The organism is Bacillus sp. FSL M8-0077 (assembly GCF_038050255.1).
Taxonomy (GTDB): domain Bacteria; phylum Bacillota; class Bacilli; order Bacillales; family Bacillaceae; genus Bacillus; species Bacillus altitudinis.
Map to the genome: position 1 here is coordinate 2,866,869 of NZ_JBBPAF010000001.1, position 12,602 is coordinate 2,879,470.

Genomic DNA, 12,602 nt, shown 5'->3' on the forward strand with positions numbered 1-12,602 from the left:
TAATCAAAAGGAAAACCGCTTAAAATAAGCGGTTTTGTATGTTGTTATTGTCCTAATGCTTCCTTGCGAAGCGTGTCGGCTTTATCGGTTTTTTCCCATGGAAGATCTAAGTCATGACGTCCAAAGTGTCCGTATGCAGCGGTTTGTTTATAGATCGGACGACGTAAGTCAAGCATTTTAATAATGCCGGCTGGACGAAGATCAAAGTTTGCACGTACCACTTCAATTAATTTCTCTTCAGATGCTTTTCCTGTTCCAAATGTATCAATTGAAATAGAGACGGGCTGTGCAACACCAATTGCATAAGCAAGCTGTACTTCACAAGAATCTGCAAGACCAGCTGCTACGATGTTTTTCGCTACATAGCGAGCCGCATATGCTGCAGAACGGTCAACCTTCGTTGCATCCTTACCAGAGAAAGCACCGCCGCCGTGACGAGCATACCCGCCATAAGTGTCAACGATGATTTTACGTCCAGTTAAACCAGCATCCCCTTGAGGTCCACCGATGACAAAGCGGCCTGTTGGGTTGATGAAGTATTTGGTTTCCTCATCGATCAGTTCACTTGGAACGACAGGGCGGATGACATGCTCTTTTAAGTCGCTTTGAATTTGTTCAAGCGTCACTTCTGGTGCATGCTGTGTAGAAATAACCACCGTATCAATACGAACTGGTTTGTTTTGTTCATCATATTCAACTGTTACTTGAGTTTTTCCGTCTGGACGAAGATATGCAAGTGTTTCATTCTTGCGTACTTCTGTTAAACGGCGAGATAATTTATGCGCAAGAGAAATCGGCAGCGGCATAAGCTCTTCAGTTTCGTTGTTTGCAAAACCAAACATAAGACCTTGGTCACCTGCACCGATCGCATCAATTTCTTCTTCAGTCATTGTTCCTTCACGTGCTTCAAGCGCTTTGTCTACACCTTGCGCAATATCGGCAGACTGTTCATCAATTGATGTAAGAACCGCACATGTTTCCGCATCAAAACCATATTTCGCACGTGTGTAGCCAATTTCCTTAATCGTGTCACGCACCGTCTTTGGAATGTCGACATAAGTAGACGTTGTAATCTCACCGCTTACTAATACGAGACCGGTTGTTACAGAAGTTTCACAGGCAACACGTGCATTTGGATCTTTCTTTAAAATTTCATCCAAAATGCTGTCTGAAATTTGATCACAGATTTTATCTGGATGTCCTTCGGTCACTGATTCTGAAGTAAATAAACGACGATTTTGACTCATAATGGCTATTTCCTCCTGTACAAGACCACATCATCCCAAGATGAGGCCTCCAATATGATACGGAACTCGTTCCCTCTTATATTTCAATATGTTTATATTAGAGATGTTATTGGCAATTTGTTCATATGATATCCCAAAAATAAAAAAACCATTTCCTTCATTGCGAGGAAAGGGTCTGAGATCGCATGCCTTTCACTCTTATCGCTCAAGGTGTTCTTGTACCTTGCATCAGGTTAGCACCTTGGTTTCTCAGCATATTCATGCCTTTTTCATAAGAAACCGGTTGCTGGGCTTCATCGGGCCTGTCCCTCCACCAACTCGGGATAAGAGTATCCGTTCAATAAGATATCTTATCTTAAATCCTTGCGTCATGTCAATGGTTCATAGGAATTATCTCCCCTCTTTTTTCACCTCATCATTAGCATCACCAAAAAGCATATTTTCATAGCAGAAATGAAAAAACACACACAAAAATACTTAAATAGTATAGACTATTATTATCAATGTGTTATACTAATCAAAACAAACAAATTCAACGGTAAAGGAAGGGTTTTTTATGAACTCAGTGGATTTAAAAGAAGATTTGCAGTCATTGCTCTCATTAGAAAATACGCACCAAAATTTATCTGTTCCGAAACTTGTTGAAAAGATTTTGGCACGTAATGAAGGCGTTTTAACTTCAACTGGTGCTGTTCGCGCCACAACGGGTGCCTACACTGGACGTTCGCCTAAAGATAAATTCATCGTAAAAGAAGAAAACTCTGAACATCAAATTGATTGGGGTCAAGTCAATCAGCCGATCTCAAAAGAGGCATTTGATCGTTTATATACAAAGGTTGTGTCATACTTAAAAGAACGTGATGAACTATTTGTCTTTGATGGTTTTGCAGGTGCTGACGAAAAATACCGTATGCCAATTAAAGTTGTAAATGAATTCGCTTGGCACAATCTCTTTGCAAAGCAGCTATTCATCAGACCTGATGGATCAACACCATCATCAAACGAAAAACCTTTCACCATCTTATCTGCACCTCACTTTAAAGCAGATCCTGAAACAGATGGCACAAACTCTGAAACGTTTATTATCGTTTCTTTTGAAAAACGTACGATTCTGATCGGTGGAACAGAATATGCAGGAGAGATGAAAAAATCCATTTTCTCTGTCATGAACTACCTGCTTCCTGAACAAGATATTTTATCTATGCACTGCTCTGCTAACGTCGGTCAAGAAGGCGATGTTGCTTTATTTTTCGGCCTTTCAGGTACTGGAAAAACAACCCTTTCTGCAAGTGCAAGCCGCAAGCTGATTGGAGACGATGAGCACGGCTGGTCTAACACGGGTGTCTTCAATATTGAAGGTGGATGCTATGCAAAATGTGTGAACTTAAGTGAAGAAAAAGAACCACAAATTTACAAAGCCATCAGCTTCGGATCAGTGCTTGAAAATGTAGTACTTGATGAAGAAACACGTGAAGCAGATTATGATGACACATTCTTTACTGAAAATACACGTGCCGCTTACCCAATCGAAATGATTGATAACATCGTGAAACCAAGTATTGCAGGTCACCCATCTGCTATCGTCTTTTTAACAGCTGATGCATTCGGCGTTTTACCTCCTATCAGCCGTTTAACGAAAGAACAGGCCATGTACCACTTCTTGAGCGGTTACACAAGTAAATTAGCTGGAACTGAGCGTGGTGTGACGTCACCAGAAACAACATTCTCTACTTGCTTCGGTTCACCATTCTTGCCACTTCCTGCTCATGTCTATGCTGAAATGCTTGGTAAAAAAATCGATGAGCACGGCGCAAAAGTATTCCTTGTGAATACAGGCTGGACTGGCGGCGGCTACGGTACGGGCAAACGAATGAATCTTGCTCATACAAGAGCAATGGTGCAGGCGGCGATCGAAGGTGATCTTGATAACGCTGAAATGATCACGGACGACATCTTCGGATTACACATCCCACTTCATATTCCAGGAGTGCCAGATGAAGTGCTTCAGCCTGCTAAAACATGGGACGATCAAGAGGCTTACAAAGAAAAAGCAAACTTCCTTGCAAATGAATTTAAAAAGAACTTCAAAAAATTCAGCCATGCAGCAAGTGATATTGAAGCAAAAGGCGGACCACTCGTCTAATCAAAAGGAAAAGCTGAGGGAATGAATCCCTCAGCTTTTTTAGTTCGTTGAATGCAATGACACAAGACGGTATGTCACCTTCGTGATATTGTCTGTGAGCTCCAGCTTTTCAACATGTGCTGTTCCTGTTTTTTCTCCGTCTTTCGTTTTACGCACCTCAAGCGGAATATTTAATGGATAAATGCGGTACCCTTCCTTCATGAGCTCAAACACATTTTCTTCAATTCTTGTCTCTTTTCCTTTTGTGACAATCATTGTATTAAATTCAACAGGCATTCCCATAATGAAAATCCCCCTACTTTCTATATGTCTTTCTACCGTTTATTTTACCACATTTCCGCCTTTTCGGCTGTGCATCCATGTCGTCAGCCGTCTGACAATCTCCCGGTTATGCTGTGGCGGGAAATAATGATGATATCCGTGAAAGTACCACGTTTCCACAGACTTGCCATGCTGACGCAGTGCATCTTCTAATAAATACGCATGCTCAATGGATACATTCTCATCCAGCTCCCCATGAATGATTAAGACAGGTGCTTCAATTTGATGCACATCATTCAAAGGCGTTCTAGCCTCATATGCCTCTGGTACCTTATGCGGAGGACCTCCTATCACACGCTTCATCATTCTTCTCATATCCACACGTTCTTCATAGGTGAGCTTCATATCACTTACGCCTCCCCATGTCACAAAGGAAGCGGCCTCATGCTTCATTTCAACAGCGGTCCATATGCCCATAATTCCGCCGCGTGAAAAACCAAAGATATGAATACGGTCCTGCTTCACCTTTTGATGATGTTTCAACAGTTGAAATGCAGCAAATGCATCTTTCCGATCTTCTCCGGCAAAATCCTCGTTCCCTTCGCCTCCTTGATTCCCTCTGTAGAAGGGCGCAAAGACGACAAACCCTTGCGCAGCAAATTGCACAATTCGGCCAGGTCTAACCATTCCCACATTTTTAATGCCGCCGCGTAAATATAAAAAACCGTCATAGAGACCTTCTCCGGCCGGTTCAGCGAGCAGCCCTTTCATCCGAAGTCCATCGGCCTCATATGTCACTGTATATAAGTGAATATGCGGATGGGGCGACGGGAACCTTCTCTTTTCCACAATCACTTGAATTCTCTCCTTTTCATTCGGTGTTACGTCAAATGCTTGATGATGGCTTCTGCGACGAGCTGTCCTGATTTTGTCACCATCGGAGTGCCGCCGCCTGGATGACTTGTGCCACCAACAAACCAAAGCCCTTCAATATCCTTTGATTGATTATTGATGCGAAAAAATGCCTGCTTGAATGAGTTTGACGACATGCCATAAATGGCCCCATGATACGCTCCCGTTTTTTGCTGCAAATCAAGCGGGGTTTGTACCGCTTCAAATTCTACAAGCTGGTCAAGATCAAAGAGACCTTTTTCCATTAGTTTTGTTTTCATATGCTGGCTATACGTCTCCTTTAGCATGTCCCAATTTTGCTCTTTTGTCACATATGGTGCATTGGCTAATACAAACAAGTTGCTTCTTCCCAGCCCTCCGCTTAAGGCTGGCTCTGAATGGCCTGAATAACAGATGTAAAGCGTCGGATCATGAGGCAACTGTTTTTTCTGAAAAATATCCTTAAATTCTTGTTCATAATTCTCGGGAAAAAAGACGTTGTGATGCGACAGTTGTTCATAGACTTTAGGGACGCCCAACAAAAGAACAAAACCCGATAACGACGGCTCAATGTTTGCCAATTTTTGATTTCCAAAGCTCGGGCGGTCTTCTTCATCAATTAAATGGCGAGAAACTGTCAGTGCATCTGCCCCCGCAATGACTTGATCTGCCTCATATATCTGCTGATCCGTTTCAACTCCTTGAATTCGCTTATTCTTTATATGAATCTTTTTGACTCGTTCATTGAGATGAATTTGGACACCCAATTCCTTTGCCAGTGTTTCAAATGCCTCAACTAAACGATACGTACCACCCTTAATACCATAAATGCCTTTTTCTCCTTCTAAATAAGCCATCATATTAAAAATAGCAGGTGCCTCGTATGGAGAAGAGCCAATGTAAGTCGCATACCGGCCAAACATCGCCAATGTATGAGGATGGCGAAAATATTGACGCAGCAAACGCTGAACAGATGTAAAAGGTTTGACAGCAAGAAGGGCTTTCATTAGCTTGACATCCGCTTTATCCTTCCAAGTCAATAATAAACGATTTAAAAACTGATCCTCTGCCATTTGAAAAAGCTTCTTCGATTCCTGTAAAAATGCTCGGTATTGCTGTGCATCCTCTGGACTAAAGACTGCAATTTGTGATTCCATTTGCTCAATATCTGGCGTAAACTCGACCGTATGTCCATCTGAAAAAACGTTTTTAGTAAGGGGAGAAATCGGATAAAACGTCACATAATCCTCCATTCGTCTATGGCAGGAGGTAAATACTTCCTCAAAATACGCCTTCATTGTAATGGTACTCGGCCCTAAATCAAAAGAGTAGCCGGCCGCTTGATGGCGTTGTAATTTCCCGCCTAAAGAAGCTTCTTTTTCTAAAATGGTGACCTGGAACCCGCGTGACTGTAAGCGAATCGCAGCCGATAACCCGCCAAGTCCGCCGCCAATAATGATCACTTTTTTCATTCGTACCTTCTTCCTTTCCATTCATAGCCTTCTTTTTTCAGCCCAATTTTCATAGAAGCAAAACCAATGGCAATCAGGCTTATGATACTGACCGGCAATAAAAAGGCCATCGTAGACGTTCTTCCATTTTCGATATCAATGACCGCTTTAATGGATACACCCAGCCCGTAGCAAAGAAGGGCTAAACAGAGATTGACCACATCAACATGAATCAGTGCGATCATAAAGCAAATAACAGGAACTACATAAAGGACGGAGTATACACAAAAGACACTGCTTAACAAAGCAATGCTTCGATTCACTCCCGGGAACAAATTTTTCCGATATCCTTCCCATACTTCCTGTCCACTCTCATACATTCTCATATAGACAAAAGAATGAATACTTGCCAGTGTGAACGGAAAGCCCTTCGCTTTCACTCGTTTAGCCAAAGCCATATCATCCACGAGCGAATCCTTGATCGCTTCATGACCACCTATTTCGTGATAACAGTTCTTTTCAATGGCAATAAAGCCGCCATGTGCTGCGGCAAAAGCAGGATGCTGAGATGTTCTGACCCACTTCACTGGCAGATGACAGCCAATCGTAAACATCATCATAGGAACGACAAGATGCTCAAAAGGCGTTCCCGTTTTTTGCTCTGGGAAACCTGAGAGCATGCCCGTTTTTTGTATGCATAACTGCTTGTACACCGCTTCAATAGCTCCTTGTTTTAAGCGGACATCTGCATCTAAAAATAACAGCCAATCAGAAGATGCTGCCTCAGCAAGCTGGGAACAAGCATATGATTTTCCAAGCCATCCTCGTTTCAGTACTTGACCTGACTGCACGCGAATCCATGGATATGTCTCTGCGAAGCCCTCTGCAATCATTCTCGTCTGATCTGTCGAGTGATCATCCAGCACGATCAACTCTTTCGGATGGAGACTCTGATCAACAATCGACTGAAGGCAGGCTTCCAGCCGTTTTTCTTCATTTCTCGCTGGAATGAGGATCGATAATGAAATGGGTTCATCAGGTGAAAGAGATGCCGGCTTGAGTACAGGAAATTGCTTCATATTCCAAATCGTAAACATCAATTGGCAGAGCAGCAAAACACTGATGACAATTAAGAAGACCGCCATGTTTTCACCCACTTTTTAAAGGAATCAAACGCATCACTAGTTGACCGGCTTGTCCTTGTCACCTGCCTAAATTGTTCGTTTGTTGAAAAATCTGGATCAGTAATAACCTGTGCTTGATGTGCGTTTAACTGTGTTTCAAGCAGGTCTCCGAGTAAACTTGTTACTTCCTTACTGCGAAGTGATCCACCAGCTACTAGGACATCTTCTCCAAATTCAACCGATACCGTCGGTTTTTGAAATTGATTAAATGTATAATGCAGCGTCACAGGTTTGATGACGACCTGCTCAAATTGCCTGACTAAAAAAGAAGCTCCGCCTTCTAGTTCAAGCGGCCTTATGTCTTGGTGCATAATTTTCCCCTGCGGGAAGAGCCACACAGCCCCGCCAGCCTCCATCTTCTCCTTTGCGGTCATTAATGCCTGCTTGACACTTTTCAGCTTCTCTTTATGAACTGGAAATGCACCAAGTTTTTGAAAAAAAGCATATTGCTTCAACTGCTTCTCTTCCATCATCATGGCATGATCTAGCTCAGACATTTGTTCTATTAAAAGAAAAATGATCAGTCCATCCCACCATGAACTGTGATTAGCAAGATAAAGAACAGGATGCTTCTCCTTTGGGTCAACCGTACCTTTCATCATGACACAGCGAAAATGTTTGTTCAGTAAATATCGTTCAAGATAAAAATAAAAGAGTCGTCTAAACGATCGGTTTTTGTCGCTTTCTTTCAAATCGAACCCTTCCTTCACACAAGATGACAATGATCAGTGCTAAATAAAAAATGACATCCAGCCCGCCCTTTAATGCTAAAAGACCAAAGAAGAACACCATGGCCTGATAAATACGCCCATTCCAGCGCAATGCCTGCTGATCAATGGAGACGAGCGGGAACAGAAATGAAAGTCCTGCTCCAATGATACCCCAGCTGACAAAATTCTCAAAAGGGATACCAAAGAAACCTCCACCGTCATACCACACCCAAAACTTCCGTTCAGCCGCTACCGGATCTAATATGAGATCAAGCAGCACAATCCATATACCCGTTTCGACGGCTCGTTTCCACTTCGATTGTTGTCTTGATAAAAAAAGACTATTTAAAAACACACCAACCCATGCAAAAGCGATCGTCAAAGGCACTCCCGCCACAAGAAATCCAAGCGTCGGATAATAATCATAGGCCCCAAATGGAAAATCAGTTGTGATCCCCACCCATTCAACCGTAAACGTCAGCACACCCACAATGGCTGCTCTTACGATCACAAAGCTCCATGCCCCGTAAATATTTCGGCCAATCTCAATGACGCAGCAGGCGTAAAGCACAAGAAAGATACCATTCGCAAACTGAAGCCATGCCGGCACTTCAAAAAAGACCATTAAAATAAGACCTACTACATACCATCCAACAAATACCCAACTTAATCTATACACGAAACCGCTCCTTTATTTCTACCAAATTCAAGAAAGCATTCATGCTTCTAGTATAGAAAAAAAGACACGTTCTATAAATAAACAATGCGCTTCTTATTTCATCTAGGCACTCACCAAAAATTCCTTTTGACATACTTTAATTAGTGATCTAGAACAAAGGAGGCGAATTACTCTTGAATCGTTCCATTAAAGTCAGACTGGCATTCATATTCGTTGTCCTGCTCTTTATTCCATTTGTCGCCTGTAAAAAAGACCAAGAGCAGACCGTACAAGTAGCCGAGGTAACCCATTCGGTCTTTTATGCACCGCTTTATGTCGCCCTATCCGAAGGATTTTTCAAAGATGAAGGCTTAGAGGTTGAATTAAAGACCACTTGGGGCGGCGATAAAACAATGACAGCTCTTTTATCCGGCGGCGCTGATATCGCTCTAACCGGATCTGAATCTTCTATTTATGTGGAAGCACAAGACACGAAAGACTCTGTCATGAACTTTGCACAGCTGACACAAACAGACGGTACATTTCTTGTTTCAAGAGAAAAAATCAATCAATTCTCTTGGGATCAATTGAAAGGAAAGGACTTTCTCGGACAACGGAAAGGCGGCATGCCGCAAATGGTCGGTGAATATGTCCTGAAAAAAGAAGGCATTGATTTGAAACAGGATCTTCGCATGATTCAAAATATTGATTTTGCCAACATTTCAGGTGCTTTTTCCTCTGGAACTGGCGATTTTGTGCAGTTATTCGAACCGACAGCTTCCTTAATTGAAAAAGAAGGCAAAGGGTACATTACCGCCTCCTTTGGTGAGGCTTCCGGCAAGGTGCCTTATACCACCTTTATGGCAAAGAAGAGTTACTTAGAGGAAAACAAAGAGACAGCTGAAGCCTTTACTCGTGCCATTTACAAAGCGCAAAAATGGGTCAAAGCAAAGAGTCCAGAGGAGATTGCCAAGACAATCCAATCTCAATTTCCTGATACTGACCTTGATGTCTTATCGACAGCTATCAAACGCTACAAGCAGCAGAACTCCTATGCAACAGATCCCCTTCTAAATGAAGAGGAATGGAACAAATTACAGGAAATCATGAAGGCAAGTGGTGAACTGCCAGAATTTATCCCGTACAAACAACTTGTCGATTCATCCATTGCAAGGAAGGTCACAGATCACAAATAGAATAGGAGGTAGCACATGTCTTTCCTTCAAATTGACCATGTGACCCACACGTACTTCTCTTTAAAAGAAAAAACAACAGCCATACAGCACATCAATATGGAGATCACTCAAGGTGAATTCATCTCATTTATTGGTCCCAGCGGCTGCGGGAAAACAACCTTGCTGTCCATCATCGCAGGCATTACGCCACCTTCTGAAGGTCGAATTTTAATCGAAGGAAAAGAACCGAATCAACAGGAGCATCAAATCGGGTATATGCTCCAGCAAGATTACTTGTTCCCATGGAAAACGATCAAGGAAAATGTCATTCTCGGGTTAAAAATTGCAAAGCAAGATTCACATGAAGCCACCTCAGCTGCCCTTAGCTTACTGCCAAAGCTTGGACTCAATGATGTCGAAGATAAATACCCGAAGGAGCTGTCAGGCGGGATGAGGCAGCGTGCGGCTCTCGCCCGAACGCTTGCAGTGGATCCCGGCCTGCTTCTGCTTGATGAGCCATTTTCAGCACTAGATTACCAGACGAAACTGACATTAGAAGACCTCGTCTTTCACACATTAAAAAACTATCAAAAAACGGCTGTTCTTGTCACGCATGACATCGGCGAAGCCATTGCGATGAGTGATCGCATTTTCTTATTCTCAAAGCATCCCGGCTCTATCCAGCGAATGTTTACCGTTCCAGATGATCTGAGGACGCTCTCTCCTTTTGAAGCGAGACAGACAGCAAGTTTCCAAGAGCTCTTTCAAACGATTTGGAAGGAGCTGAAGACAGTTGAAACACAGTGATCTTTTACATGAAGCCTATCGAAAAAAAGTTCGAATGGAAAAACGCATGACGCGAGTCTACCAGTTGATCATTTTCGCCAGTTTCTTTTCGCTTTGGGAGCTTGCGAGCCATTTCAGATTGATTGACCCGCTCATTTTCAGTTCACCATCTGCCGTCTGCCAATTGTTTGTACAAAAATTATCAGATGGTTCATTAATCAATCATATGAGCATTACGCTATTTGAAACAGTGCTCGGCTTTCTACTTGGTACTTTTTGCGGCATTTTATTAGCCGCCGCCTTATGGTGGTCCACCCGTCTTGCAAATGTTCTTGATCCTTATTTGGTTATTTTAAATGCGATGCCGAAAGTTGCTCTCGCCCCCATTTTAATTGTTGCCCTTGGACCAGGCATGATCAGCATTGTCGCGATGGGTGCCATTATCAGTGTGATCATTACCACCATCGTCATTTATACAGCCTTTCAAGAAGTAGATGAGAATTATTTAAAAGTCATGAAAACCTTTGGCGCAAAAAAAAGAACGGTCTTCCGTGAGGTCATTTTGCCAGCAAGTATTCCAACGATGATCTCTGCCATTAAGGTCAATGTTGGTCTTTCTTGGGTTGGGGTCATTGTGGGAGAATTCCTTGTTTCCTCAAAAGGACTCGGCTATATGATCATCTATGGCTTTCAAGTCTTCAACTTTACACTCGTGTTCTTAAGTCTTTTCATTATCGCCGTCTTCGCCACCATCATGTATCAGTTTGTTGAATGGCTGGAGCGCCGTTTTCTGCAAAAATAAAAAGCACAGGGTCGTTTGGGACTGACCCCATAAAGTGAGACAGATAAAAAACACCTTTAAGTTGAAAATCGGGTATAGAATACCTGAAAACAATTTGGAGGTGTTTTTCTATGGGCTCAAGATCAAGAGTTAGTTATCCATTTGAAGTGAAGATGAAGGCAATTGAAATGCGATTGGCGGGAGTACCAGTTAAAAAAGTGTTGGAGGAATTAAATATTCGGAATGTGACCCAACTTAAAACATGGATGAAATGGTATAAATCTGGAGACATTCATCGTTTAAGACAGCCGGTAGGCAAACAGTATTCATATGGTAAAGGACCTGAATATCAAGATGAGAACGAAAAGTTAAAAACAGAAAATCGTTTTCTAAAACAACAAATTGACCTATTAAAAAAGTACATGGAATGGGAAAGGAAGTGAAAAAAGAAGCGTTCGTGTCGATTTACGATACGGTAAAAGACACAGTAAGTGTAAGTACATTCTGTCAGATGTTTGAGGTCGCAAGATCAACATTTTATCGTTGGAAAAAACAAGATCTCCAGCCAAAACAGCAAGTGTTAATCGACCTCATATCGTCTCTTTGTGAGGCACACCAATATACGTATGGTTATCGTAAAATAACGGCTCTACTGCGAAAAGAAATGAAAATGAACCATAAGACCGTACAACGTATTATGCAAACCTACGGTTTACAGTGTCGTGTGAAAGTAAAAAAGCGTAAACAGACTGGTCAACCTTATTATATTGCAGAAAATCACTTAAAACAGGATTTTACTGCGACTAAGCCACTTGAAAAACTGGTGACAGATATAACGTATTTGCCATTTGGTCAAAAAATACTTTATCTATCTAGCATAAAAGATTTATATACAAGTGAGATTGTGGCTTATACGATTGGTGATAAACAGGATGTTTCGCTTGTTCTAGATACATTGAATCAGCTACAGGCACTGCCTAAAGGCTGCGTACTTCATAGTGATCAAGGTTCGGTCTACACTTCTTATGCTTATCAAAAGGAGATAAAGGAAAAAAGCATTACCATGAGCATGTCCCGTAAGGGAATGCCCGCTGATAATGCCCCCATCGAATCCTTCCACTCCAGTTTAAAATCAGAAGGATTCTATCTCCACCACCTGACAAACACTACAACAGCCATTGTAGAAAAAACAGTCAGGGAGTATATAGATTATTATAACAATATCCGAATTCAATTGAAATTAAACAACCAGTCACCAAAAGAGTTTCGGCAACTGGCTGTTTCATAAAGGTGTTTTGATCCCTGTCTCAAAAAC

Annotated in this window: 12 protein-coding genes and 1 riboswitch; of the genes, 5 read left to right on the forward strand and 7 right to left on the reverse strand. The window is 42.1% G+C overall.

Annotated features, from left to right (window positions below):
• Nucleotides 1-44: 44 nt before the first annotated feature.
• On the reverse strand, nt 45-1,247 hold the full coding sequence (gene metK / locus NST57_RS14815; protein WP_007501907.1) for a methionine adenosyltransferase: 1,203 nt from the start codon (nt 1,245-1,247) through the stop codon (nt 45-47).
• 195 nt (nt 1,248-1,442) lie between these two features.
• Nucleotides 1,443-1,577, reverse strand: a riboswitch (SAM riboswitch).
• A 226-nt stretch (nt 1,578-1,803) separates the two neighbouring features.
• On the opposite strand from metK, the gene pckA reads away from it, so the two are divergent.
• Nucleotides 1,804-3,390 carry a phosphoenolpyruvate carboxykinase (ATP) gene (gene pckA / locus NST57_RS14820; RefSeq protein WP_142155801.1) on the forward strand — a complete coding sequence of 529 codons (1,587 nt, stop codon included), beginning with the start codon at nt 1,804-1,806 and terminating at the stop codon, nt 3,388-3,390.
• A gap of 39 nt (nt 3,391-3,429) precedes the next feature.
• Here pckA and NST57_RS14825 read toward each other — a convergent pair whose 3' ends face one another.
• Genes NST57_RS14825 through NST57_RS14850 form a run of 6 tightly spaced genes read right to left on the reverse strand, consistent with a single transcriptional unit; the run spans nt 3,430 to nt 8,566 of the window.
• The gene (locus NST57_RS14825) at nt 3,430-3,672 is read right to left on the reverse strand and encodes a DUF2584 domain-containing protein (protein WP_017358362.1); all 243 of its coding nucleotides are present in this window, start codon (nt 3,670-3,672) and stop codon (nt 3,430-3,432) included.
• A 39-nt stretch (nt 3,673-3,711) separates the two neighbouring features.
• The gene (locus NST57_RS14830) at nt 3,712-4,506 is read right to left on the reverse strand and encodes a prolyl oligopeptidase family serine peptidase (protein WP_142155802.1); all 795 of its coding nucleotides are present in this window, start codon (nt 4,504-4,506) and stop codon (nt 3,712-3,714) included.
• A 26-nt stretch (nt 4,507-4,532) separates the two neighbouring features.
• Nucleotides 4,533-6,014, reverse strand: coding sequence for a phytoene desaturase family protein (locus NST57_RS14835; RefSeq protein ID WP_341298780.1), 1,482 nt, complete (start codon nt 6,012-6,014; stop codon nt 4,533-4,535).
• The gene (locus tag NST57_RS14840) at nt 6,011-7,138 is read right to left on the reverse strand and encodes a glycosyltransferase (RefSeq protein ID WP_142155804.1); all 1,128 of its coding nucleotides are present in this window, start codon (nt 7,136-7,138) and stop codon (nt 6,011-6,013) included. The genes NST57_RS14835 and NST57_RS14840 overlap by 4 nt, the downstream gene beginning before the upstream one ends.
• A complete protein-coding gene (locus NST57_RS14845; protein ID WP_249855636.1) occupies nt 7,123-7,869 on the reverse strand; it encodes a lysophospholipid acyltransferase family protein in 747 nt (248 codons plus the stop codon). Before NST57_RS14845 ends, NST57_RS14840 begins: the two co-directional genes overlap by 16 nt.
• Nucleotides 7,838-8,566 carry a carotenoid biosynthesis protein gene (locus NST57_RS14850; protein WP_017358367.1) on the reverse strand — a complete coding sequence of 243 codons (729 nt, stop codon included), beginning with the start codon at nt 8,564-8,566 and terminating at the stop codon, nt 7,838-7,840. The genes NST57_RS14845 and NST57_RS14850 overlap by 32 nt, the downstream gene beginning before the upstream one ends.
• 173 nt (nt 8,567-8,739) lie before the next feature.
• Between NST57_RS14850 and NST57_RS14855 the strand changes: the two genes are divergently transcribed.
• The 4 genes from NST57_RS14855 to NST57_RS14870 all read left to right on the forward strand — a co-directional run bounded on the left by NST57_RS14855 (nt 8,740) and on the right by NST57_RS14870 (nt 12,575).
• Nucleotides 8,740-9,741: an ABC transporter substrate-binding protein gene (locus NST57_RS14855; RefSeq protein ID WP_007501920.1), complete on the forward strand. Its 1,002-nt coding sequence runs from the start codon at nt 8,740-8,742 to the stop codon at nt 9,739-9,741.
• A 15-nt stretch (nt 9,742-9,756) separates the two neighbouring features.
• Entirely contained in the window at nt 9,757-10,527 is a 771-nt protein-coding gene (locus NST57_RS14860) for an ABC transporter ATP-binding protein (RefSeq protein ID WP_048001453.1), read from the forward strand.
• A gap of 34 nt (nt 10,528-10,561) precedes the next feature.
• Nucleotides 10,562-11,308 carry an ABC transporter permease gene (locus tag NST57_RS14865; protein WP_412055095.1) on the forward strand — a complete coding sequence of 249 codons (747 nt, stop codon included), beginning with the start codon at nt 10,562-10,564 and terminating at the stop codon, nt 11,306-11,308.
• Nucleotides 11,309-11,418: 110 nt separating this feature from the next.
• Nucleotides 11,419-12,575, forward strand: a protein-coding gene (locus NST57_RS14870; RefSeq protein WP_341298781.1) for an IS3 family transposase whose coding sequence is annotated in 2 segments (ribosomal slippage) — nt 11,419-11,695 and nt 11,695-12,575 — 1,158 coding nt in all. Because the reading frame shifts where the segments join, the coding sequence is not laid out codon by codon here.
• Nucleotides 12,576-12,602 lie beyond the last annotated feature (27 nt).

Bases quoted from the DNA above. Each gene is read 5' to 3' on its own strand.
- NST57_RS14835 (WP_341298780.1), bottom strand. From the start codon at position 6,014: ATGAAAAAAGTGATCATTATTGGCGGCGGACTTGGCGGGTTATCGGCT.
- NST57_RS14825 (WP_017358362.1), bottom strand. From the start codon at position 3,672: ATGGGAATGCCTGTTGAATTTAATACAATGATTGTCACAAAAGGAAAA.
- pckA (WP_142155801.1), top strand. From the start codon at position 1,804: ATGAACTCAGTGGATTTAAAAGAAGATTTGCAGTCATTGCTCTCATTA.
- NST57_RS14865 (WP_412055095.1), top strand. From the start codon at position 10,562: ATGGAAAAACGCATGACGCGAGTCTACCAGTTGATCATTTTCGCCAGT.
- NST57_RS14840 (WP_142155804.1), bottom strand. From the start codon at position 7,138: ATGGCGGTCTTCTTAATTGTCATCAGTGTTTTGCTGCTCTGCCAATTG.
- metK (WP_007501907.1), bottom strand. From the start codon at position 1,247: ATGAGTCAAAATCGTCGTTTATTTACTTCAGAATCAGTGACCGAAGGA.
- NST57_RS14860 (WP_048001453.1), top strand. From the start codon at position 9,757: ATGTCTTTCCTTCAAATTGACCATGTGACCCACACGTACTTCTCTTTA.